The 22,826-nt window shown below is 70.0% G+C and carries 24 protein-coding genes and 1 tRNA gene; 5 read left to right on the forward strand and 20 right to left on the reverse strand.

Annotation, left to right across the window (positions count from 1 at the left end; translation table 11 throughout):
* Positions 1-533 precede the first annotated feature (533 nt).
* From NQU54_RS16800 to NQU54_RS16810, 3 genes are all read right to left on the reverse strand, one after another.
* Entirely contained in the window at positions 534-1,502 is a 969-nt protein-coding gene (locus NQU54_RS16800) for a DUF5926 family protein (RefSeq protein WP_257631765.1), read from the reverse strand.
* Between the two features lie 156 nt (positions 1,503-1,658).
* Positions 1,659-2,372: an ATP-binding protein gene (locus NQU54_RS50100; RefSeq protein ID WP_372505905.1), complete on the reverse strand. Its 714-nt coding sequence runs from the start codon at positions 2,370-2,372 to the stop codon at positions 1,659-1,661.
* Positions 2,373-2,512: 140 nt separating this feature from the next.
* Complete coding sequence (locus NQU54_RS16810; RefSeq protein ID WP_093705982.1) at positions 2,513-3,346, reverse strand: glycerophosphodiester phosphodiesterase; 834 nt, start codon at positions 3,344-3,346, stop codon at positions 2,513-2,515.
* Between the two features lie 217 nt (positions 3,347-3,563).
* Between NQU54_RS16810 and NQU54_RS16815 the strand changes: the two genes are divergently transcribed.
* Positions 3,564-5,177 carry a S1C family serine protease gene (locus NQU54_RS16815; protein WP_257631766.1) on the forward strand — a complete coding sequence of 538 codons (1,614 nt, stop codon included), beginning with the start codon at positions 3,564-3,566 and terminating at the stop codon, positions 5,175-5,177.
* Between the two features lie 39 nt (positions 5,178-5,216).
* Positions 5,217-5,303: transfer RNA gene (locus NQU54_RS16820), tRNA-Ser, on the forward strand.
* Positions 5,304-5,446: 143 nt separating this feature from the next.
* On the opposite strand, the gene NQU54_RS16825 is transcribed toward NQU54_RS16820, so the two are convergent.
* The 14 genes from NQU54_RS16825 to NQU54_RS16890 form a co-directional block, all read right to left on the reverse strand.
* Positions 5,447-6,841, reverse strand: coding sequence for a tyrosine-type recombinase/integrase (locus tag NQU54_RS16825; protein WP_257631767.1), 1,395 nt, complete (start codon positions 6,839-6,841; stop codon positions 5,447-5,449).
* A 61-nt stretch (positions 6,842-6,902) separates the two neighbouring features.
* Positions 6,903-7,091 carry a helix-turn-helix transcriptional regulator gene (locus tag NQU54_RS16830; protein ID WP_087684243.1) on the reverse strand — a complete coding sequence of 63 codons (189 nt, stop codon included), beginning with the start codon at positions 7,089-7,091 and terminating at the stop codon, positions 6,903-6,905.
* A 117-nt stretch (positions 7,092-7,208) separates the two neighbouring features.
* The gene (locus NQU54_RS16835; protein ID WP_257631768.1) at positions 7,209-8,615 is read right to left on the reverse strand and encodes a DNA primase family protein; all 1,407 of its coding nucleotides are present in this window, start codon (positions 8,613-8,615) and stop codon (positions 7,209-7,211) included.
* Positions 8,616-8,970: 355 nt separating this feature from the next.
* The gene (locus tag NQU54_RS16840) at positions 8,971-9,873 is read right to left on the reverse strand and encodes a bifunctional DNA primase/polymerase (protein WP_257631769.1); all 903 of its coding nucleotides are present in this window, start codon (positions 9,871-9,873) and stop codon (positions 8,971-8,973) included.
* A gap of 83 nt (positions 9,874-9,956) precedes the next feature.
* The gene (locus tag NQU54_RS16845; protein ID WP_257631770.1) at positions 9,957-10,229 is read right to left on the reverse strand and encodes a hypothetical protein; all 273 of its coding nucleotides are present in this window, start codon (positions 10,227-10,229) and stop codon (positions 9,957-9,959) included.
* A 25-nt stretch (positions 10,230-10,254) separates the two neighbouring features.
* Positions 10,255-10,704 (reverse strand): hypothetical protein, encoded by a 450-nt coding sequence (locus tag NQU54_RS16850; protein ID WP_257631771.1) that lies wholly within the window; start codon positions 10,702-10,704, stop codon positions 10,255-10,257.
* 167 nt (positions 10,705-10,871) lie between these two features.
* Positions 10,872-12,941, reverse strand: coding sequence for a plasmid transfer protein TraB (gene traB / locus NQU54_RS16855; protein ID WP_372505906.1), 2,070 nt, complete (start codon positions 12,939-12,941; stop codon positions 10,872-10,874).
* Positions 12,942-12,957: 16 nt separating this feature from the next.
* Entirely contained in the window at positions 12,958-13,515 is a 558-nt protein-coding gene (gene traA / locus NQU54_RS16860; RefSeq protein ID WP_257631772.1) for a plasmid transfer protein TraA, read from the reverse strand.
* Between the two features lie 17 nt (positions 13,516-13,532).
* Positions 13,533-14,039, reverse strand: a complete 507-nt coding sequence (locus NQU54_RS16865) for a hypothetical protein (RefSeq protein WP_257631773.1) — start codon at positions 14,037-14,039, stop codon at positions 13,533-13,535.
* A gap of 35 nt (positions 14,040-14,074) precedes the next feature.
* Positions 14,075-14,458, reverse strand: coding sequence for an RRQRL motif-containing zinc-binding protein (locus tag NQU54_RS16870; RefSeq protein ID WP_257631774.1), 384 nt, complete (start codon positions 14,456-14,458; stop codon positions 14,075-14,077).
* Positions 14,455-14,940, reverse strand: coding sequence for a hypothetical protein (locus NQU54_RS16875; RefSeq protein ID WP_257631775.1), 486 nt, complete (start codon positions 14,938-14,940; stop codon positions 14,455-14,457). Before NQU54_RS16875 ends, NQU54_RS16870 begins: the two co-directional genes overlap by 4 nt.
* Positions 14,937-15,947 carry a DUF2637 domain-containing protein gene (locus NQU54_RS16880; protein ID WP_257631776.1) on the reverse strand — a complete coding sequence of 337 codons (1,011 nt, stop codon included), beginning with the start codon at positions 15,945-15,947 and terminating at the stop codon, positions 14,937-14,939. Before NQU54_RS16880 ends, NQU54_RS16875 begins: the two co-directional genes overlap by 4 nt.
* Positions 15,944-16,231, reverse strand: coding sequence for a DUF6303 family protein (locus NQU54_RS16885; protein ID WP_257631777.1), 288 nt, complete (start codon positions 16,229-16,231; stop codon positions 15,944-15,946). Before NQU54_RS16885 ends, NQU54_RS16880 begins: the two co-directional genes overlap by 4 nt.
* Positions 16,231-16,494 (reverse strand): DUF6284 family protein, encoded by a 264-nt coding sequence (locus tag NQU54_RS16890; protein ID WP_257631778.1) that lies wholly within the window; start codon positions 16,492-16,494, stop codon positions 16,231-16,233. The genes NQU54_RS16885 and NQU54_RS16890 overlap by 1 nt, the downstream gene beginning before the upstream one ends.
* A 443-nt stretch (positions 16,495-16,937) precedes the next feature.
* Between NQU54_RS16890 and NQU54_RS16895 the strand changes: the two genes are divergently transcribed.
* Both NQU54_RS16895 and NQU54_RS16900 read left to right on the forward strand, forming a co-directional pair.
* Positions 16,938-17,780, forward strand: a complete 843-nt coding sequence (locus NQU54_RS16895; RefSeq protein WP_257631779.1) for a GntR family transcriptional regulator — start codon at positions 16,938-16,940, stop codon at positions 17,778-17,780.
* Positions 17,777-18,457 carry an HAD family hydrolase gene (locus NQU54_RS16900; RefSeq protein WP_257631780.1) on the forward strand — a complete coding sequence of 227 codons (681 nt, stop codon included), beginning with the start codon at positions 17,777-17,779 and terminating at the stop codon, positions 18,455-18,457. Before NQU54_RS16895 ends, NQU54_RS16900 begins: the two co-directional genes overlap by 4 nt.
* Positions 18,458-18,775: 318 nt before the next feature.
* Here the strand turns inward: NQU54_RS16900 and NQU54_RS16905 are convergent, their stop codons facing one another.
* On the reverse strand, positions 18,776-19,198 hold the full coding sequence (locus NQU54_RS16905; protein WP_257631781.1) for a hypothetical protein: 423 nt from the start codon (positions 19,196-19,198) through the stop codon (positions 18,776-18,778).
* A 256-nt stretch (positions 19,199-19,454) separates the two neighbouring features.
* On the opposite strand from NQU54_RS16905, the gene NQU54_RS16910 reads away from it, so the two are divergent.
* Positions 19,455-19,781: a helix-turn-helix domain-containing protein gene (locus NQU54_RS16910; RefSeq protein ID WP_257631782.1), complete on the forward strand. Its 327-nt coding sequence runs from the start codon at positions 19,455-19,457 to the stop codon at positions 19,779-19,781.
* Between the two features lie 66 nt (positions 19,782-19,847).
* Here NQU54_RS16910 and NQU54_RS16915 read toward each other — a convergent pair whose 3' ends face one another.
* Positions 19,848-20,645, reverse strand: a complete 798-nt coding sequence (locus tag NQU54_RS16915) for a hypothetical protein (protein WP_257631783.1) — start codon at positions 20,643-20,645, stop codon at positions 19,848-19,850.
* A 484-nt stretch (positions 20,646-21,129) separates the two neighbouring features.
* Positions 21,130-22,215 carry a bifunctional DNA primase/polymerase gene (locus NQU54_RS16920; RefSeq protein ID WP_257631784.1) on the reverse strand — a complete coding sequence of 362 codons (1,086 nt, stop codon included), beginning with the start codon at positions 22,213-22,215 and terminating at the stop codon, positions 21,130-21,132.
* Between the last annotated feature and the right edge of the window lie 611 nt (positions 22,216-22,826).

Raw genomic sequence — 22,826 nt, forward strand, 5'->3', positions numbered from 1 at the left:
GGACTCGGAAATGGGCCCGGAGGCCGGGGAGGCGACTTCCCGGGCTCCGGGCCCGGCGTTTCCGGGGGGCACGGCCGCACAGGGCTCCGGGGGCGGCCTGTGCGGCGTACAGAGCTTTCCGGGGTGGCGTACGGAGCTTTTTCCGGGTGTACGGAACTCCGCGGCCCGGGCGCTCGGCTTCAGGGCTTTCTCCGGGGCCGGAGCCCCGCGCTTCGGGTTCGCTGCCGGTGCCAGTGCCGCTTCCAGTCGCGGGCCCGGTTCCGGGAGCAACTCCCGCGGTGCCGCGGTCAGTTGGTCCGTACCTTGTCGGCCGTCTCGCGCCGCCGTCCGGACGCGGACGCCGAGCGGACATGGAAGCGCCCGGTCGCTGGCGACGGGGGATGCACCAGCGACCGGGCTTTTAGAACCGTAACAAGAGATCGGCTGTTAGCAAATTCGATCGCGGATTTCCGGACGTCTATTTGCAGGGCGTAACAGTCAGTTGTGAGCAGCGTCACGTGCCCCGGAGATGCCCGCTGCCCGTCCGGCTACCCTCAGCTCAGCGTCACCTGACGGTTGGTGAGACCGCCCCGGGCGCGGCGCTGCTCGGGCGTCAGCGGGGTGTCGGAGGCGAGGGCCTCCGCGAGCCGCTCGGCGAGGTCCACGGCCGGCTTCTCGGTGTCCTCGGCGCTCATCCCGAGCGGCAGATCCCATACCGGCACCGTGAGCCCATGGGCCCGGAAGGAGCCCACCAGCCGGGTGTTCTCGCCGAGCGAGGAGGCGCCCGCGGCGTGCAGCCGGGCCAGCGCGTCCAGCAGCTTCTCCTCGGGGTGGGACATCACCCAGCGCAGGTGGTTCTTCTCCGGCGTCCGGCACCAGTAGGCCGCCTCCACGCCGGTGAGCCGGGCGGTGGGGATCGCGGCCGCGTTGGCCCGTTCCAGGGACGCGGCGACCTCTCCGGTCGCGTTCGCGGCGTCCTCGAGCCAGAACTCGAAACCCTCGTGCAGGGTCGGCGAGAAAGTGCCCTTCGGGTCGAGCAGATCCTGGAGCCGCGGACCGTCGCCCGGGGCCCGCTCGGCGATCACCGGAGTGCCCGGTTCGGCGATCAGCGCCCGGCGCAGGGTGTCGGCCAGGTCGCGGCTGATGTCGCCGGAGGGCGTGTCGTTCTGGAGGCCGACCAGCACGGTGCCGTTGTCGCGGCGCAGCGCGGGCCACGCCATGGGCAGCACGGTCGCCAGGGTCACCGACGGAACCCCCTCGGGCAGCCCCTCGGCGAGGGTCAGCTCGACGGTCGCGGCGGGCACCAGCTCGCGCAGGGCCACCCAGTCGCATTCGCCGGGGAGCCCCTCGAAGGGGCGCTGCACCAGCTCGGTGACGGCGTGTGCGGCTTCCCTGCCGTGACAGGCTTTGTAGCGACGGCCCGAGCCGCACGGGCACGGCTCCCGCGCGCCCACCACAGGGATCTCGCCGGTGGCGACCTGTGGGCCTGTGGCCTTCGTCTGGGGGCGGCGCTTCTTGGCCATGGTGAGGCTGTCTCCCGATCGTGCGGCTCAGGGCTTGCTCGTACGCCCGTGACGGTCTGCGTACGGCCGCGGCGGTGCTCTTACGGCGCGTACGACTGGTACGGGCGCGAGCCTAGCCCTTTGGCCGAACCACGTCGGCTCCATGAGCCGCGTCGGCTACGCGAGCTCGTCCAGATCGGCGAAGTCCAGCTCGCGATCGAAATCGGGGTCGATGTTCGCCTCGATGTTCGAGCCCAGGTTCGAGCCGAGATTCGCCCCGAGATTCGCCCCGAGATTCGTGCCGAGGTTCGGGTCGAGACCGGCTTCGATATGGGGCCCCAGATTCGCCCCGAGGTTCGTGTCGAGATTCGCGTCGAGGCTCGGACGCAGCCCGGAGGCCAGCCCCGCGCCCAGGTCGGGGGAGATGTCCAAGGGAATCGTGACGCGATGGGCGAAATCATCATCAGGTGGAAGAAGGGCCCATACGGTGACCTCGCCGATGTCGTCCCGCACGCCCCAGTCCTCGGCCAGCGACGTGATGATGTTCAGTCCGCGGCCGCCGCGTGCGGTCACCGAGGGATTGGCCGGAAGTGGCCTTGTCGGCCCTCCGCCGTCCGTCACCTCGACCGTCAACCGGTCGTCCTCGTCGACACTCCATGCAGCCCGAACCGTGGCCCCATCATGGCCGGAACGCCAAGGGCGGCCATGTCGCCATGCGTTGCTGAGTAGTTCTGAAAGGATCAATACAGCGTCGTCTATGACCGAATCCGATACCCCAGTCCTGCCCAAATCCACACGCATCCGCTGTCTTGCCGCGCGGACGCCCGCAGGACCATGGGGTACGGCCATGGTCGACGACGTCGGCACCTGCCGTGCCACCACCAACGCCACCCCCGAGACCTCCTTAGCCCCACGCCACGGGATGAATGCCCCGCGGCGCTGGAGCGGAAACCGGCCAAGTGGCATCGCGTGACGCACTCGTCACGATCGAATACGTACCGAACGCGCCGGTGCACGCCTTGTAATGCCCATTATGAGCGTCCGAGTTGGGACAGTACCTGTTTGGGGCGATTGGTGATCAGGGCGTCAACGCCCAGACGGAGGCACAGCTCGACATCCTCCGGTTCGTCGACGGTCCAGACGTGCACTCGGTGCCCCTCGCGCTGGAGCCGCGCCACATACCCGGGGTGGTTCCGTACGATCCGGATGCTCGGCCCCGCGATCCGCACCCCGGCCGGCAGCTGCCCGTCCCGGTGGCGCGGCAGTATGAACTGCATCAGGTAGACGGTGGGGATGGCGGGGGCCGCGATCCGCACCCGGTGCAGTGAGCGCGCTGAGAAGCTCATCACACGGATGGGTGAAGGTTCGCCGGGCGGCGGCGTGTCCAGGCCGTAGCGGCGCAGCAGCGCGAGCAGCCGCTCCTCCACCTGGCCCGCCCACCGGGTGGGATGTTTGGTTTCGATCGCCAGTTCGACGCGGCGTCCGGCATCGGAGATGAGCTCCAGGAGCCGTTCCAGGGTGAGGACGGAGGTGCTGTCCCGGCTGTCGCGGTCCGGCTCCTCCTTGTCGGTGGCCCGGCCCCGCCAGGAGCCGAAGTCCAGGGCCGCCAGATCGGACAGCTCCAGTGCCGAGACCGCGCCCCGGCCGTTGGAGGTGCGGTCCACGCGGCGGTCGTGGACGCAGACGAGATGGCCGTCGGCGGTCAGCCGGACATCGCACTCCAGGGCGTCGGCGCCGTCCTCGATGGCCTTGCGGTAGGCGGCCAGGGTGTGCTCCGGAGCGTCCTCGGAGGCGCCGCGATGGGCGACGACGGAGACGGTGTGCGGCCAGGGGCGGCTGTCCCGGGCGGGGCGCGCATAGGTCACCGCGTTATGGTGCCACCGCCCGGTGTGAGCCGGTCGACGCGGCCCCTCCGTTCGTTCGCACGGAATGGCGGTAGGGCGAATTGTCCGGGATAAAGGGTGGTAGTCCGCGGGGCTGCCGCTCCTTACGGCGGTCTGACGCGCTGTGGGAAAAGCTGACGACGGTAAGACGCACACATGGGCCGTCGAGGAAAACTGTCGTGCACCTGAGGAGAGAGCTGTGAGCACCGAGAACGAGGGCTCTGCCGTTCCGCCCGCGCCCGGGTCGCATCCGGCCCCTCCGGCACCGCACCCGAACCCAGCGGTGCCGCCCGCGCCGGACTACGAGCCCACCGCGGGCTCGCGGCCGACCGCACCGGACGCGCCAATAGGCACGCCTGACGGAGCAGGGTCGCCGGGAGCCCCCGGCCCCGCACCGTCGGCCGCGCCCCCCGCCCAACCCCCGTCGACGCCCCCGCCCGCGTCACCGGCCGCTCCCCCGGCCGTCTCGGCGTCGGCCGGCGCGGACGACGGATCCGGCGGCGGCGCACCCGGTGCCCCGGGCCCCGGACCGGACGCCGGGCAGTCCAGCGCCTGGTGGTCGGCCGAAGGCGGACAGCCGCACGGCGGCGGCCCGGGCGACGGGCAGGGCGGACAGAGCGGACACGGCGGACAGGGAGGCCCGGGCGGACCGTGGGGGACCGCTCCCGTGCCCTCCTCCGGCCCGTCCGAGCGCAAGCCACGCGGGCTGGTCGCCGCCGTCCTGGCCGCCGTGCTGGTCGCGGGCGGTATCGGCGGCGGCATCGGCTTCTGGGCCGCCGACCAGGAGAGCGACGGCGACACCACCACCGTCTCCGCCTACGGCAACCCCAAGACGGAGAGCCGCGCGCCCGGCTCCGTGTCGAGCATCGCCAACAAGACCCTGCCCAGCGTCGTCACCATCGAGGCCCAGGGCAACAACGGTGAGAGCGGTACCGGCACCGGCTTCGTCTACGACAAGCAGGGCCACATCCTCACCAACAACCACGTCGTCGCCTCGGGCGCCGACAACGGCAAGCTGACCGCCACCTTCTCCAACGGCAAGCGGTACACCGCCCAGGTCGTCGGGCGCGCCCAGGGCTACGACGTCGCCGTGGTCAAGCTCAAGAACGCCTCGGGCGCCAAACTGGACCCGCTGCCGCTCGGCAACTCCGACCGGGTCGCCGTCGGCGACGCCACCGTCGCCATCGGCGCCCCCTTCGGCCTCTCCGGCACCGTCACCACCGGCATCGTGAGCGCCAAGAACCGCCCGGTCGCCTCCAGCGACGGAGGCAGCGGCAACGCCTCGTACATGAGCGCCCTCCAGACCGACGCCTCCATCAACCCGGGCAACTCCGGCGGCCCGCTGCTCAACGCGGACGGCGGTGTCATCGGCATCAACTCCGCCATCCAGTCCGCCGGCAACGGCAGCGGCCTCGGCGAATCCCAGCAGTCCGGCAGCATCGGCCTCGGCTTCGCGATCCCGATCAACCAGGCGAAGAACGTCGCCGAGCAACTGATCAAGACCGGCCAGCCCGTCTACCCGGTGATCGAGGCCACGGTCAACATGAAGGACTCCTCCAGCGGCGCCACCATCGCCTCCGGCGGCGCCGGCGGCAGCCCCGCCGTCGTCCCCGGCGGCCCGGCCGACAAGGCCGGCCTCAAGTCCGGCGACGTGATCACCAAACTGGACGACACGGTCATCGACAGCGGCCCGACCCTCATCAGCGAGATCTGGACCCACCAGCCCGGCGACAAGGTCACCCTCACCTACAAGCGCGGCGGCAAGGTGTCCAAGGTCGACCTCACCTTGGGCAAGCGCAAGGGCGACAGCTGACGCGCTAGGCTGATCCCCGCGCCACTACGAATGGCGCGGGGAGGCTTGCCCGAGCGGCCTAAGGGAACGGTCTTGAAAACCGTCGTGGCAGCGATGTCACCGAGGGTTCAAATCCCTCAGCCTCCGCCGAGGTCAGCGAACTAGCTGGTCAGAAGGGGTGCCCCTGGTTCAGGGGCACCCCTTCTGCGTGCTCCTTGTCTCACCCTGTCTCGCCTGTGTCCCAGCTTTGACCAGTACGTATGGGCCATCTGTGGGCCAGCGGCGGGCCGTCAGCCCTCGTTCAATCCCTGCGTGATGAGCTGGTTGGAACGGGACTGATCCCCGCGAAGGATCTTGGCGTAGAAGCGGAACAGGACAGCGATGCTGTGCCCGGCCCGCCGGGCGACTTCCACTGGATCGACTCCCGACTTGATCCAGAGAGACACCCCTGCGTGCCGGAGCGAGTACGGCACTTCGGCGAGGGGGGTTGCTGCTTCCTCCTCCGAGAGCACTGCTGTCCGGGCCTCCTCCCACAGATCGCAGTACTCGGTAGACCGGATGCGTCCGCCTCGTGCCGCGCGGAAGAGACGGCCGTCTGGGGCCGTCCCGTACCGCTCGATGTGCTCCCGCAGCATCCGGACCAGCACCGGGGGAATCGGGACCGATCGCGTCGCCCCGCGGGCCCGCCGCTTGAGGCTGCGGGATTCGTACGACGCACCGTCGTCCGTCCATCCGCCTCCCACCTCCGGGCGGCTCTCCCCGAGCAGCAGTTCCCCCCACTCCTCATCCTCCGGGGGCAGGGTGCAGTCCGCGGCTTTCAGCGAGGCGATCTCAGCGGGTCGCATCGCGGCGTAGTACAGGCAGCCGAAGAACGCCTCAAGATGCTCTCCACGGGGGCCAGCGTCCCGTACGGCCTTGAGGAACGACCGCGCCAGCGCTGGGCCAGGGACGTACCGGAAGTCGATTTCGTCGTCCGTCTCCGGTGGCGTCCAGTCGACGCGGGCAAGGGGGTTGGCCGACAGGAGTCCCCGCTCCTCCACCGTGAAGCGAAGGAAGTTGCTCAGCACCATGCGCTTGCGTCGAGCGGTGTTCTCGGCCGCCTTCCTTCCGTCCAGCCGTAGCGACAAGGCGTCCAGGGCTGGCCTCAGGAGAGCCGCGTTCTCCAGGGCGTTGACCTTCATCGAATGGTCAGCGATCCAGGACAGAGCTGTACGGATGTCCTCCGGCGGCTCCTCGACCCTGTGGCGGGGAGCCAACTTCCCGTCAGACCCCTTCACGGCACGGAATGCCCACTGGTAGAGCGCGTCCCGTATGAGCTTTGAGTCCGGTACGCCGCGGGTGGTTGTGACCAGCGTCGGCGTGACGACCGCGAGCGCTTCGGCGATGCTGGCACGATGCTTGGCCGCGGCGCGGGGCCACTTCACCAGGACGTACGCGGTCGCGTGCTCGTACCAGGTGGGGGAGGACAGGGCAGCCAGCTCGTGGGCAGGCAGGCCGGTGTCCTCGTCGAACTGCTCGCGGTCGCGGAGCGCGGCCAGGAGCTCCGACTGGCGCCCCTCGGCCTGGGTCTTGAGCTTGAAGCTCTTGGAGTGCGACCGCGAGCCTACGCGCCATCTGAGTTCGTATGGTTTCGGACGGCTGGCGCGCTTGCGGATGGACCAGAAATCGACGTCGTACGTGAGCATGCGTCTCCCAAAACGAGGGGCCCGCCGTAACGGCGGGCCCCATGGAGCTGGTTGGTCCGGGCTAGGCGGCGTTCTGCCCGCAGCTCTCCCACCACGCGTCCAGGTCACGACGGCTCACGCGGACCTGACCGTTGGGGAGCTTGCTGATTCGGGGGGCCTTGCCGCGGGCCCGCATGCGGTAGAAGGCGGCGCGGCTCATCTTGATCTCTATGAGGACGTCAGCGAGCTTGATCTTCTCGTCGCGTGCCACGCGTTCGACTCCTTCGAGCTGCCTCTTGGTGAAGTGCTGGGAGTTGGGCCCACATTGCTCTGAGTCGTGACTCATCGCGACTCAGAGCGGGTTGGCGGGGGCTTGAGACGCGATGAGTCACGACTCAGGAAGATGTGGATCTGCTTTGAGGGTGATCCCGTTGTAGGTGGCCACCTGTCGGCCGTACGGGTCGCGGGGGCGGGTCCGGTGGAGCTGGGGGATGACGGATAGCAGGTTGCGGCCGAGCATCTGCTTGGTGCCGATCGCCTTCACGCCGTTGTCCTCGGCCCACTCCCGCCAGACCGTCCACAGTGTGTCTACGGGCACGCTGCACGTCGGTCCGGTGGTGCAGCGTTCGCGGACGAATGCGCTGGTGGGTGAGGCGGTGTCCTGCATGGTGGTAACAGCTTCGCGGCTGGACGACGGCTCTGTGATCCGGCCCGTGGCTTCGAGCCGGGCGAGTCCGTCAAGGGCCCAGTTGAGGATGCCGGGCATTTCCGCTACGAGCTTGTCCATGAGGGTGGGGTCTTCCTTGCCCAGCCAGGACACCGTCATGCTGAGCAGGATGAAGCGGCGGGCGATGACTCCGGAGGAGTCGCCGAAGTGCGGCAGCTCGTTGGACAGGATCATTAGCCGGGTGGGCAGTTTGCCGGTCCATGGCTCGCGGTACTTGCGGTCGATGTCGATGGTGTCTTCACCGGAGATGGTCAGCAGCCGTTCGACGACTTGGCTGTTGTCGTTGCCGGACAGCCGGGCGTCGGAGATGACCGCGAGCGGTTTGCCGACCAGGGTGGACAGCCCGAAGTTCGTGCCGAGTCCGGCGAGGGTGGGTCCGGCGAGGTTGTCCTTGCCCACCAGCTCTTTCAGCACCCGGGCGATGGTGCCCTTGCCTGAACGCGACGGCCCGACCATGAGCAGGATCTTCTGCTGGTCGGTGCGGCCGGACAGGACGTAGCCGAACCACTCCTGAACTGACTGGATGGCCTCGGGGTCCTCGGGCCAGATCTGGGACAGGAAGCGTTCCCAGGTGGGGGCGGTGGCGGTGGGGTCGTAGGCGAAGGGGACCGAGACGAGGTTGAAGAAGTCGGGGCTGTGCGGCAGCAGCGCGCGGTCCCGGATACGCAGCAACCCGTTCTCGCAGGCCACGATGCGGCCGTCGTCCCGATCGGCTGCCTGCCGGTCAAGCCAAGCGGGGGCGTCCATGTCTGTGGGCAGGAGGGTGATCGCGCCCAGCGCGTCCAGCAGGTTACTGATCTTCGGTTTGGTGGGGGCCCAGTCGCGGATGTCGGGCTGCCCGTCCTTGTCGGTGCCTGCCTGGTAGATGGCGTGCTCCAGCCGCTCGTACATGGACTTCTTCACCTGCTGTTCGTCCAGCTCGCGCCAGCAGGTGCCGGTCCAGCGCATCCACGAGCCGCGCCAGCGCCTGCACAGCAGGTGCCCGTCCTCGGTCTGCCAGTCCGGGAGGAGACGACGCGCGACAGCCATCGGGTTGGTGGGGGCGGGCAGTTCTTCGGCGGCGGTCATGCGGCGTTCCTCCCATCCTGGGGAGTGCGCAGCGGGCAGGCGGTCTTGTGTGCTTCGTGGTCAGCGATCAGGGCCAGGACCCGCCGCCGTCCGACCGCACGGCGGTCCCGGCCACACGCGCATTTCGAGGTGGCGGTGGGGGTGGCGCGCCAGTCCGGCGGGGCCGTGACGTGGAGCCACGCGACCGGGTACCGGCCGTCTCCCTGCTGCCGGTCAGAGCGAAGAGCAGAAGGGACGGCCTGACGGCCGACGTCCTTCGGCGCCCTACGGCCGTCCGATGCAGGGGCCGGTTCGGCGGGGCGCGGCTGCTCGGTGGCTGTGGGCAGGCTCTTAATGGGGGGATGGGGTGCCCTGGTCATGCGGTCCTGCCCTGCGGGTTGTGGGCGATGGACCAGTTCAGGGCGCTGGTGATGACCGGCCCGCACTCGTACGGGCGCAGTCCGGCCCGCTCCCCCGCCCCATTAAGAGCCTCCTCAACCTCCGAGCGGGTGAGGTCGCCCGATGCGATCAGCCGTCCCAGAGCGCGTGCGGCCCGCAGCAGCGTGTGGTTGCGCTGTCCCACTTCGGCTCCCGCGACCGCCGCGATCTCGGCCTCGAGGGCGGCTGTGGCGTAGCGGGAGGCGCGGGAGGAGGACGGAACGGCTACGCGTCCGCGCGGCTGCGGGCGGGCGGTCAGGCGGTCACAGAGCCATCCGGGCAGCGGGGCGACGTGCACCCCGCTGTCGGCGTACAGGCCACCGCCGATGGCGCTGCCCGCGGCGACGATGTAGCCGCCCCAGGCGCGGGTGTCGATGAGCGGTCCGAGCTTGCCCGCGGTGTTGGTTAGCCGGATGCCGGGCGGGGCGGTGAAGTACAGGTGCCATCCACCGCTCGCGGTCCGCACCCGGTAGGTGTTCGGGACGGGCTGTCCGGCGCGCTCGCAGAGCGCCTTGAAGGTCGTCACGCCGCACGGCGTGTCCGTACTGCTGTTGCCCTTGGGCACGTCCAGGTCGATGACGACCAGGCCAGACGGACCGGTGGCGACGGCGATGTTGTACCAGCGGCGTGACCACCATGCCGCGATCTGCTCGGGGTCGTCGGTGGCGCGCTGTTCCCACTTGCGGTGACTGGTCGCGCAGTCTCCGGTGTGCGGGCAGCGCTCTGTGCCGTGGAGGGCGGGCGGCTTGGCTCCGGGGAGGAGGGGGAAGACGTGCCAGCCTCGTCCGGCAGCGTTGAACGCGAAGGGAAGGAAGGGGTTGCCCTCTGTGTCGTAGGGCATGCTGGAGACCTCCAATGGTCTGTTGAGGACTGGAGAATCGGGGCGGCCGTGACTTTGGCGAGCGACGGCCGCCCCAGCCGTGTCTAGAACGGGGGTTCGGCCCAGGGGTCGATGTCGGGGTGCTGCCGACGCAGCCACCGGGGGCGGCGCGGGAGGGGCAGCAGGGTCCAGCAGCGGGTCTGGTCCCAGCAGGGGCAGGGCTCGTAGTCGGTGCCCGCGTATTCCCCGGTCTCGTAGTCGCCGTAGTCGTGAGCGGTGCCGCCTTCGCCCTCGCAGTCGGAGCAGTCGGGGCGGGGCGTGTCGGTGAGGATGAGTGCCCGGCGGCAAGCCGAGAACTGGATGCGGAGTCGGGCCATGCGGCGTTCCTTCGGCAGTGAGTGGTCAGCTGTGGAAGTGGCTGCGCTTGATGACGGCCTTGCGGATGTTGACCGTGGTTCCGGTGCTTCGGCCGCGGCTGGTGCCGAGGATCTGTACGGCGATCCAGCCGCCGAAGATGACCGCGGCCAGGATGATGAGCTGGGTGATGAATGCGGTCAGGGCGGCGATGAACGTGGTGAGCAGGAAGAGCCCTCCGCAGACCGCGGCGAACCCGATCCCGCCGAGGGCGATGTTCACCGCTGTGGGGGAGATGACGGGCTTGGCCGTGACGGGTTCGGGCTTGACCGGCTCGATGGCGTAGCCGGTGATGACTCGCCCGTCCGGCAGCACGACGCTTTGCACCTGAGCCGCCGTGCCCGGCTGCACGGGCACCAGGGGTGCGGCGGTCGGGTGTGGGGTGATGGGTTGGGGGTGGTGGACTTCGACGGCCGGGGGCCGGTCGAGGTGGGTCATGGGTTCCCCTCCGGGATGCCCGCGGGCCCGCGCCGGGAGAGGGCGCGGGCCCGCGGGGTTCGGGTGTCAGGCTCGGGTGTCAGGGGTGTCACGCCGGGGCGTCACGCGTTTCTGACAGCGGGTTTGCCTAGGGGTTTGGGTGTCAGGGGCCGTGACGGTGTCAGGTGTCAGGCGGCCGTCAGGGCGGGGACGATGCGCCACCGGCCGGTGGTGTTGGTCGCCTCCAGACGGCCCTCCATCGCGGCCTCCTTCAGCCGCGCGGACACCCAGGGGCGGGAGAGGTTGTTCCGGTCGCACCAGTCCGTGAAGTCCTTCGGACCCACGACCATCCGGCCCTCTTCCTCGAACTCCTCCAGCGCGCGGGCGAAGAGCTGCCGTGCCTCGGCCGGGGAGGGCTTGTGGCCGCTCTCCTGGCCGAAGATCGGGGCGTCATCGCCCTGCTCGGCCTCGGGCAGCTCGGCCTCGGGGTCGATGTCGGCGTCCTCGGGGTCCACCAACAGCCCGTACTCCATGCCGTCCTCGTCCTCCTCCACGGCGTCCGGCGCCGCCGCCTGGTCGTCCCCGGCAGCGGTGCGGCCGGTGTAGAGGCGTCCGGCGACCCCGGAGGCTGCGCCCGCGGTGATGGGGTCGGCGGTGGCGCCGTTGCGCTGTGCCCAAGAGGCCAGCACCTCCATGAGCGAGACCGCGCGGTGGCTGAACGCCCGCGTACGGCCCGGAGAGGGGTAACGGTCCTCGGGGACGCCGGGCGTGACCAGGTAGCAGTACCCGGGGCGCCGGTTGCCCCACGCCCCGGGGTGTGCGCCTGCATCCAGCACCGAATCCGGCAGGGAGAACCCCTCATCGCGCGGGTCGCAGCCGAGAGCGAGCACGGAGGGCAGGGAGGCGCGGGTGCTGGTGCTCATCTGGTCATAGCTCGGCCGCTGGAGCGAGACCACCAAAGAGATGCCGGCGGAACGGGCCTCCTGTGCGATGCCGGTGAACGCGTCGTCCCCCAGGGCGCGCAGGGTGTTCGCGGCCTCCTCCATCCAGGCGACCAGGAACGGCATCCCGGGGCAGCCACACGGGCGGCCGTCCGGGCGGCAGGTGTGCTCGGAGCTGTCCTGCACCTGCGCGCACTCGGGGACCCACTGGCGGTAGCTGTGGGCTCCGAGCCAGCGTGTCCGGGCCGGGATGGCTGCCTTGACGCCCTCCACCATGACTTCGGTGTCGGGGCCGCCCTCCACGCCCCAGTCCAGACCGGGACGCAGCGGGCCGAAGTCCTGGAACGCCTTCGGGTCCGACAGCCACACCAGCACATCGCGGCGGGAGAGAATCTCCGTCAGCAGGTTCAGTGCCGCGTCGCCCTTGCCCGAACCGGTACCGCCCGCGATCAGCAGGTGCGTGGAGTTCCGCTTGACCTCCGGACTCGGGTCGCCCGGCAGCCACAGCATCAGCGGGGCGCCGTCGTCGTAGCGGCCGATGACCAGCGGATCGGCGATCGAACCGCCCAGGTCGGACGGGCCTTCCCACTCGATCGTCTCGGCCAGCATGTCCTCCGGCACGATCACCAGCTCGCCGCGCCGTGCCGAGTCGGCATCGGGCGTGTATCGCACGGCCGACGTCGGCAGGTCGAGCGCGGAGGCGATGTGGGCCAGCGCCTTCGTCACGTCGTCGTGGGTGTGCTCCCCGGCCGCCCCAGCGATCGGGGCGGTGACGCGGTTCGGCTCCACCTTCGCGGCCCCGATCTGCGCCCGCGCCAAACCGACCTTCTCCAGCAGCCCCTTATCCGAGCCCGCGCCTTCCCCGGCCCCGTCGGTGCGGCGCATGGCCATGCGCACGTTCCACGACAGCGCCACACCGGGCCCGCCCATGAGGTAGAGGTCATCGATCGGGCCGGTGGTCGGTCCGGCCAGGCAGGCGGCGGTGAGCCAGGCCGAACCGGCGGCCACGGTGATGGCTGAGTGGAGACGGCGCTGTTTGCCGGTGGTGCGGCCGACCCACCAGGTGGTGCCGGTCAGGGCCACGGACGCCAGGGTCAGACCGACCCCGGCCCCGGCACTGTTGGCCCACCGCTCGTGTCCGAGGGCCCCGGCCAGGCCCGCACCGGCGATGCCGAGCCATGGGGGGAGGTGGGGCTTGACGCGGTGCAGCAGGTACCCCGAGATGCTGCCCCCGCCGGAACCGCCGCGCGGGTCCATGGTGTAGCCGTTCATGGTGCCGTCGTCGTTGTAGGCGGTCACCCTGTTGTTGCGGGTCATGGCCGCACCTCCCTTTCTACTGCTGGGTGAAGTCCATGCGCGGCTGCTGGGGGCGCCGGGCACGGTGACGGACGCGGTTGATCTCTTCCTCGTACTGCTGCTGGAACGTGGCGTAGGCAGCCGCGGCGTTCTTGGCCGCATCCCGCAAAGCGTCAGCGGACTTCTGGAGCTTCCGGGCCACCTTCTGCGCCCGGATCCGGGAGCCGAACGTCTTGCCCTCCGGGTCCGGCACCGCGGCCAGCACACCCTTGAGGATCTCGGCGCCCATGGCCACCTCGATGGACAGCGTGACGGCCGCTGCACGGATGCTGTTGCAGTAGAACCGCACCTGTGCCGGGGAGGTGAACTCCGGGGAAGGCAGCAGGGCTTCGGAGTGCGGACGGGCACCGCCAGCGTGGTTCTTGTTGCGGTTGTTGTTGACCGTGACGTTGATCGGCGGGACGAACGAGCCGCCCATCGCGCCGACGAACCCGCCCGCCGCGGCGCCCGCGTTGGCGAACTTGTTCCCTTTGCCGTTGTCCGCGCGGCCGTTGGTGGGCCGGTGCGGGCGCTGGCCGTTGGTGTGCTGAGCCATCAGACGGTCCCCTTAAGTCAGTTGGCGGTGCGGCGGACGATGAGCCAGGTGGTCTGTGCGGCGATCAGGTTCAGCAGCCACCACAGGGGCAGCGGACCGGCCAGCGGGCCAAACCCCGCGGCGGATGCGGCCCAGGCGAGACCGGAGGTGCCGAGCAGGGCCGCGGCTATGCGCCAGCCCCACACCTCCGCCCCCTTGGCCGGGCGACGGCGCTGCGCGATGCCCAGCCACAGCAGCGGGCCCGCGGCGGCGGGGGCGAGCACCAGAGCGGACCACCAGGCCATCACGTGCAGGAGCGCGGTGACGGGGAAGGCCAGCACGCTCAGGGTGAGCGGGGCGAGCGCGCGGCGGTGCTTCCACAGCCACCGCGCCGCGGCGTCCAGGGCCAGGCGGGTCAGGGTCGGGCGTTCGGGCACCACGACCACGAACGGATCAGCAGAGCGGCGCCCACGCTGGCGCGGGATACGGACGGTGGTGACGCCCGCCGCGGTCTTCACGGTGCGGGCACGGGTACGGCTGGACACAGCGAAACTCCCGGGAAGAGGTGGAGTGGAGTGGGTTAGGCGGGGCGCTGTTCGTCGGGGTAGGCGCATGTCACGCACAGGCCGAGGGAGGTCGGGATGCAGTACCCGGCATCGGTGCGGCAGGCGGGGCAGGTACGGCGCGCGAGCATCGCCGCGGCGAGCGCCGCGGACTTCGCAGCCGTCATCGGCCGCACCCGCTTCGCCCGGTCCAGCCGGTACAGGAACGCGACCTGCGTCCCACCGGCGCGGCGGTTGGCCCGCATGACCTGGGCTGCGATCGGCTGCCCACCGGGCCGCAGCCCGCGGGCCCGTAACTGACGGCGCGTGGCCATGCCGTCCGGCGCCAGGCGCCACGGGAAAGTGGGGATGCCGTAGCGGGCGCCGGAAGGGTCGTAGCACTTGCCGAACGCCGGGCTCACCGGGCACCACCGAGGGGGAGCGGCTGCACCCGCCACAGGACCTCGGCGGCCGGGGGCAGAGCGGCGCCCGGCGTGTGCGCGGTCCACCCCTCGCGGGGCGCGCCCTCGGCTTCAGCCGCGGCCTCCGCTGCGTCGAGAGTGGCGTGCACGCTGTGCAGGGCCCCGCGGTGGAAGAGGACGTAGACGCGGTCAGTCAGGGCGCTCTGCTTGCGGACCGTGCGGAGCAGCATCCGCAGCGCCTGCCGGTCCTCGGTATCGAGGAGGGACTGCGCCCGCAGGGTCTCCAGCTCTCCCTCCAGCCGGGCGGCATCGGCCGTAGCGCGGACCAGTTCGGCGCGCAGCTCCTCAAGGGCGGTCTCCGCGCGGATCGCGGAATCGGTGACGATCTCGGCTTCCCGCCGAGGCTCCTCGGCCTCGGCCTCGGCCGTCATCAGGTCAGCGCGCAGGGTACGCAGGGTCCGGGTACGGCAAACGGCGATCACGTGACGGCTCCTTCGAGGACGGGGGTGGTGGTCGCACCGTGGTCGCGCAGTTCCTGGTAGCGGGTGGAGACCCAGCCGACAGACCAGCCGCACAGCTCGGCAGCGGCACGCACCGGCAGTCCTGCCTCGAACGCGGCCTGAACGGTCGCGCGGGCCCGGTCCTCGGGGAACTTCTCCACCGCGGGACCGGCGGCCAGCAGCGCGGCGCGTTCACGCTCGGCCCGCTCCTCGCGCTCCCGCTGTTCACGACGCGCAGCGGCTTCCCGCTCGCGGCGCTCATCCTCACGGCGCTGGGCGGCCTCGCGTTCACGGCGTTCACGCTCCCGCTCACGCTGTTCACGCTCGCGCTCACGGCGCTCACGCTCTTCCCGCTCGGCACGTTCGCGGGCTTCGGCCCGCTCCCGTTCCTCACGGCGGGCCCGCTCCTCCCGCTCAGCTTGCTCACGGGCGAGACCGGCCTCGTGTTCACGCTGTTCACGCGCCAGCATCGCGGCGTGCTCGCGCTCCTCACGGGCCCGCCGCTCGGCCGCCTCACGGCGTTCGGCCGCTGCCTTCTCGCGGGCCTCCCGCTCGGCGCGCTGCTCCGCTTCCAGCGCGGTCACAGCCGCAGCGATGGCCCGCCGGTAGGCCAGCCCGGTTTCCGCGGTGACGATCAGCAGCAACGGCGCAACCGCATGCACGGCCACGCCCACCAGGTCTTTCTTCAGCGCGGAATCGGCGACGTTCAGCGCCAGGGTCATGCAGCCGGTCATCCACCGCAGCACGACCGGCCACCGGCCGCCATGCCCGCCCAGCCGGGCCAGCACCGCATCCAGGCGGACCACGATCACCACCGCGGCGTCCACCACCAACGGCAGAATCGGCGCGGTCCAAGCCCACTTGGCCGGGGTGTGCTCGGATGCCAGCGGGGTGACGGTGAGGACCGAGTAGAGCATGGCGCCCGCGACGATCAGCCATGTGCCCACCGACAGAGCGCGCTCGGCTGAACGGATCTGAACCGCGTTCACGCGTCCACCCCCGCCCGTGAACGCACCCGGACCGTCGCGATCAGGCACACCGGAGAGGAGAGGTCTTCGGGGATGTCGGGGGTCTCGCACCACTCCCACTCAGCGCCCGGCACCAGCTCATAGCCCAGCGCGGTGAGCGCCGCCGCGCGTTCGGTGAACGTCGGCACCGGAGCGGCACGGCCGAAGTCGTGCTCCGGCCAGATCTCGAAGGTATTCAGCAGCACCACGTACAGGCGCCACCCACGAGCGCCGGTGGACATCTGCGCCGTGAACTCCTGCGTCATCAGGCCACCTCCGGCGAGATCGCCCCGTCCCGGTTCGCCAACGCCCGCCGCGCGGCCAGCACCCGGCGCCGGGCCCGGCGGATACGGCGCGCATCCAGCTCGGAGACCGGCCGGTCCAGCAGGCTGATCTGCACATCCAGCAACTCGACTTCCGCTGCGATGAGCGGCATCTCGTCCTCGATCGCGTCCAGCTCCGCGGCGGTCGGCTCGCGGTCGGACAGGTCGGCGGTAACAACCGCCTGAAGTGCACCGATGTGCTTCATGGGTCGTGGTTCCTTCCAAGGTGGTACGGCCCGAAAGCGGCTCCGGTGTTCCGAGCACCGGAGCCGCGCGCCGTTGGGGAAAGCGGGCCGCATGATCCGGCCCGGACCGCTCGGGAGTTCCGAGCGGATGGCGGACGGGGAGGGAGTTGCACCCTCGACCCCGCAGGGACGCTCTACGCGCCGTCCGTTGGTCTGCCACCAGCCATGCCGTACACCTCCCATCAGCGGCTTTGGCTGGGACCTATGAAGTTCTCAAGCAGCAGGCGCTTCCTTTCACCCCCTTGTGAAGGGCTTCCGGGCGCTACGGAGCAGCCCAAAGAAGGCCCTCCGTGCCGCCTCCGGTCTTGCTCGGTGGCGACGTGTTCAACATAGCCAACCTGCTTAAGCAGGTCAACCAAGATGGGTGGCTCGCTCAGGCTGGGCAGGTGCCTTACCATGGCGGAATGAGCCTTGACCCGAACGACGACCGACCGCCGTACATGCAGGTCAGCAGCGTTCTACGAGCGGAAATCCTCACAAGGAAGTTCGAGCCCGGAACGCAGTTGCCGTCAGGCCCGGACCTGGCCAAGCGGTTCGAGGTAGCCCGCGGGACGGTGGGCAAGGCGCTGGACCTGCTGAGGGACGAAGGGCTGATCGTGACCCGCAAGGGGTCCGGCTCCTTTGTGCGGGAGCGCACGGAACGACCTGTCGGCCTGCGTCCCCACCTCGAAATGGCCTTCGCGGATCCGCACGTGACGGTGGACTTCGCGGGATTCAGCAGCGAGACGTTGCACGGCGCGATGCAGGAACCACTCGATAAGATCCGCACGGGGCGACTCCGCCCCGAGTCGATCACGGTGCGGTTGCTCCTGCCTGACACCACAGCCCCCATGGCGGTGCCCACGCTCGTGGACGGCCTCGCGGACGACCCGGCCCTACGCAACCGCGCCCGGGACATCGCCCTGACGCACGCGGCCGGCATAAAGCACTCGGTCGAGGTGCTGGCCGAACTCGGCCTCGTCGAGAAGGCGACGGTGGAGGTCAAGGTCTACCGTGCGACGTCACTCTTCAAGCTCTACGTTCTGAATCACCGTGACGTGTTCTTCGGCTTCTATCCGCTGCGAGAGCGCACTCTCACGGTCGAGGGGGAAGCCCGTACGTTCTTCGACATCACCGGCAAGGACACGACGCTCTTCCACCACGCTGCCGGTCCTGACGGAGAGTCGATGGGGTCGCAGTACGTTCAGCAGGCCACGAAGTGGTTCGAGAGCATCTGGGACACAATCGCCTACGAACGCGAGGCATGATCATGGCACCCGAGACCCTCGATGGAACCCTGGCCCCCGTACGGCACGTGCTACTCGACTTCGACGGCCCAGTGTGCTCGGTCTTCGCGGGCTTCTCTGCCGGTGACGTCGCCCGAAGTCTGGCTGCACTCCTGAGCGGCCCCGACGGTGCACCGCCGGGGCACGAGGAGTCCGACCCCTTGGCGATGCTCCGCCGTATCGCTGAGACTCGGGAAGACCTGGTCTCAGCAGCGGATTCGCACCTCACCCAACTAGAAGTCGAGGCCGTTGAGCGGGCCCGACCTACGCCGGGGGGCGTCGCCTTCATGGAAGCCTGCGCCGCTACCGGCCGCTCGGTGTGGGTGGTCAGCAACAACGCAACGGCGGCCATCGACCGGTACCTATCCGATCACGGGCTCCGCGACCTGGTCGCGGGCACTTTCGGTCGTACCGCCGGTCGGCCAGAGTCGATGAAGCCTTCGCCGGAACTCCTCATCGCAGCCATGCGCGCGGCTGACGCGAAACCTGGCGAATGCCTGTTCATCGGGGATGCGGTCCGGGACGTCGAGGCCGCCCATGCGGCCGACATGAAGACGATCGGGTACGCCAACAAGCCGGGCAAGGCGGATGCTCTGTCCGCGGCTGGAGCTGTCGCGGTGGTGACCTCCATGGAGACGCTGGCAGCAAGCGTCACCTGACATCAACGCTGACATCAACCGGCGGCGCGATCCTGAGGCGCAATTCCGGGGCCTGTGGGCCATGTGTGGGCCAGCCGCCCAGTGGGGGCGCGCGATCCTCACATCTGTGCAGCTCAGAGGCTGGTTGGATCGGGACACCGCATCGCTCTTGAAAACCGTCGTGGCAGCGATGTCACCGAGGGTTCAAATCCCTCAGCCTCCGCCGAGGTCAGCGAATTAGCTGGTCAGAAGAGGTGCCCCTGGTACGGGGGCACCCCTTCTGCGTGCTCGGCGGCTCGCCCTGGGGCGTTGGAATTGCACTTTGATGCCGGCCGTGGCTCAAGTTGGGTTCTCGTGTGGTACGACGACGATCTGGTGCTCGTCCTCGTAGACGATCCTCCCCGGGTTGGACGACTGGATCATTCGGCACTCGATTCCATGAGCGGCGAGGATCTCCAGGTAGCCGTCCACCCGCGCGATCAGATGCTGGGACGTGGACTTGAACCAGGCCGCTGCTCCGGGGTGGAGCTTGTGGTCGTAGACCGTTGGGTCCGCGGTTGAGGGGTCGGGGTAGGCCGCGTTGTACCAGTCGTTGTTGGCTCGTCTGAAGCGCTCCTGCTCGGGGGGCAGCTTTCCGTTCCGTGCCAGGAGGTTGACGAGACCGAACACCCCGGTGAAGTAACCGCGCTGGTTCCGGATCGGGCTCTGGAAGCGTACGTAGGGGGCTTCGTCAGAGGGAGCCTTTGCTTCGCCGATTTTCACGGTGCGGATGTTAGAGGCGGGCTGCGCTTCGCCGAGGCGCGTGGTGCCGGTGCCAGGCCCGGTGGTGGGTAGATCTGGCCGAAAAGCTATGGGTGGGGTGTTGGTGCAGGTCAGGGCTGGCGACCGGCGGTGTGGAGGGTTGGTCGTGGGTGGGGATCCCGGAAGTGGGCTTTTAGTTGTAGCTAAAGGTGGGAATCTGTAAACGAGGGCGCTCGAAGCCCGACGTCGGCACCATGCGCTGGGAGGGTGATTGAGCGTGCCGTGGAAGAGCAAAGGTGAGAAGGCGGAGGCCGCGGACCGCGCGGGGGCCCGGCTGGCGCGTCAGGCCACTGTGGAGGTCGCGGGGTTGCTGGGCAAGCGGGACATGAGCCGTGCTGACCTCGCCCGGCTCATGGGCGTCAGCCCGGGACGGGTGAGTCAAATACTGTCCGGGGATGAGAATTTGACGTTGCGGAGCCTCGCTGCCGTGGCCGAGGCCCTGGAGCTGGACGTCAAGATCAGTTTTGTGGAGCCCAAGGACGACGGGCCCCGCCGGGCGCATGGGCTGGGCGATGGGTCCGATGCCTTTGTCTTTGTTCCTTGAGGGCGTGTCGGGTGAGGGTTTCTGTGGATATCCCCGGCGGGCGTTGGCGTGTTGTCCTGTGTCGCTTCAGGGGTGTGGCGTGCCCGTCGTGGCGAGTGCGCGCACCGTCAGGGCCTCGTCCCGGAGGCGTATGAGTTCCCGGTCGCCGCTGCGCTTGCCGGTGCGGTAGCCGAACTCCAGCATGCGGACGCAGGCGTCCATGGCCATCGCCAGGGCCTGGCGGCGGTCCTCCGCCTCCTCACGGGTCGGGGTGTGCAGATCCGGCGGGAACTCCTGGACCTCGCGCTGCCGGCACTTCGCCTCGATGTCGGCCTCGACCTTGGCCGCGTCGTCCAGGAGCTGGTCGACCTCCTCGTACAGGGTGTTGATCGTCGTCTTGTCCTTGGCCGCGGGGGCGCAGCCGCGCAGGTGGCGGCGGGCCTCGAAGGCGAATATGCGCAGCTGGGCCACGTTCTGGAAGTCCCTGACCAGCCGGTGGCAGTGGATGTACATGTCGTGGACGAGCCGTCGTTCCAGCTCGCTCAGCAGTACCGCGATGCCCAGCGTGATCACGGCCACGAAGGGCGGGGTGGACTGCTGGTTCTGCTGCTGGCGGACGCGAGGCGCCAGGGCCCCGCCCGCGGCGGCAGCGGCCACGGCGGGTGGCACATCGGCGGCGTGCGGCAGCAGCAGGGTGATGGTGAGCAGCGCCGCCGCGCAGGTGCAGGCGATGATTCCGCAGCACAGCGCCGTGGACCGTACGGTCCCCAGCAGGCGGCCCTTGTCGGCGAAGCGATGGACCAGCGAGATCCACGTGACCATCGCGCAGACGCCTATGGGTAACGCGGCATCCGCGAACCACCCCTGTGCGTAGAGCTCGTGCAATGCTCCCCCTGCTCGCGCCTCGGTGCCGGTGCGCCGGAGGCGGTCGGCCGATCACCGGGCACTGGGCACCGGTCGTGGTGCACCGGTCGCGGGGAGAGCGGGAATCCCTTCACTGTCCGCCTCTGGGGCGGAAGCACCGGCGAGTGGGCGTGTGGTTCCTGGGCCGTTCGGTGCCCGCGCCGTCTGGTTCCTGCGCCGTCTGGCTATGCCGGTTGGTCCTACAGCCGCTCGGCCCTACGTCGCCCCGTCCCCGCGCCGTTCGGTCCCCTGCGCCGCCTGGTTCCGACGTCCTTCGGTGCCCGCGCCCCTCGGTTCCTGTACGGAGCGCCTCGTCGCGTGGTCACGATAGTGCTCTTCGTTCCCATAGCGCACGGCTCACCGCCCGTGTACCGCTGGATCGCGCCGCCTCTGGCGTTCTGCCGTACGTCTGGCGCCTCCGCTCCGTTCATCCGGCCCAGGGCGTCGGGCGTTCGGCCGGCACGCGTCAGGCCCACGCCTCCGGGGGCTGGAGGTGGCGGGCGGCGCTGCGGGCCGCGGAGGCGACGGTGGCGCGGGCCTCGTGCGGGGGCAGGCCGGTGTCGAGCGCGGCATCGATCAGGGCGGGGGCCAACTCCGGCCCGGCGCCCGTCTCGTAGGCGCGGCAGGCCGCCCAGAACAGCCGGTCATTGCGCTGACCCTCCCGTGAGGCGCGGACGAACCGTACGAGCCCCTCCAGGGCGGCGGGGTGCGGGTCACGGGACGGCGGGCCGGGGCGGTACGAGCGGGGCGGGGCCGGGCGCGGGGGTGTGAGCAGGCGCAGCAGGGCGGCCGGGACGGGGGCCGGGTCCCAGGCGGGGGAGCCGGGCGCGAGGCGGTAGCTGCCGTGCGAACCGTATGAGCCGGGGCCGACCAGATAGCCGCCCATCCCGCGGACGTCGATGCCGGGGGCCAGACGGCCCGCGGAGTTGGGGACGGCGAGGCCGGGCGGGCCGCTCAGCCATAGATGGCGGCCACCGCTCGGGGTGAGCACGGTGACCGTACGGGGGATGGGGAAGGCATGCTCGCGGGCCAGCCGGGCGAGGGCGGCCAGACCGTTCGTGCCGTCCTTACCGTGCTCCGGGCCGCTCTTGCCGGCTTCCGTGCCGTCCTTACCGTTCTCACCGTCCTCCATGACGCCCTTACGGTTCGCATCGGGCCTCCAGGGCCGACCGTCCCGGTCGCCCGTCGCTCCCCCGGCCACCTGAGGTCTTCCCGGCTTTCCCGGCTTTCCGGGATATCCCGGCCGGCCGTCCTTGAGGTCGAGGTCGATGCCGATGAGGTGGTACGGGGCGTATCCGCAGGCGATGCCGTAGCCGGTGGCCCAGGGGGCGGCGGCGAACAGGGCGCGGATCGCCCGCGGGTCCGCCGACGCGTCATGGACTCCATGGCCCAGCCGCCCGCATTCACCGCGGCACGGCAGGGGCGCCGGGTCGTGGTGGTGGGGGGAGCGCACGGCGGGCAGCTTCGCGCGGGTCAGCGGGATCACGCGGAAGCCATGGGCGGCGGCGGTCAGGGCGTGGGCAAGAGCATGGGCGAGTGAGGGATTCGCCATGCCATCCATTTTCGGACAAGTGTTCGGTAATGGGAAGAGGGCCCGGCGAGTCGCCGAGGATGGCCGAAATTATGTGGAACCGGCTCCCCTGTAGGGCTCGCCCCGGCGTCCGGCGAGGTGGTGTACCGGCGCACTGGCGCGTCGGCCGGAGTGGGGGCGGGAGGGGTGTTTAAAACAAGTTCGTCATGCTTGCGTGGTAATTCCAGCGGCTCATATGCATCGTCCGGGAATCGGTGGGCAACTCTGCTTCCGCGACGCTTCCCGAGCGAGCGTCGGAGGAATCGGAGCAACGGAGGAATCGAGATGGCGGACACCCGGACAGGTCTTGGCCGTACCGGCCGCGTCATCGCCGCGTCGCCGCTCTCCGCGTCCAGGGCGGGGCGTGGCTCCTGGGATCTGACCCGATCACACGGAGGCAGGTCGCCGCCATCGTGAGCGCTCGTAAGGGAGACGCAGGCGCGAAGCGGTGTCCGATCGATCTGAGTGAGCTGTGGTGATTCATTGAGCGAAACGGGACGGGTGAGGTCGTACGGTCGCGCGATGGCGTATCGATGCCATCGCGCGACCTTGCGTGGTGGTGTGCTTCAGCGTTCTTGACAGCGTCGATTTAT

Origin of the sequence: Streptomyces malaysiensis subsp. samsunensis (assembly GCF_024519315.1) — a bacterium.
Lineage (GTDB): Bacteria > Actinomycetota > Actinomycetes > Streptomycetales > Streptomycetaceae > Streptomyces > Streptomyces malaysiensis.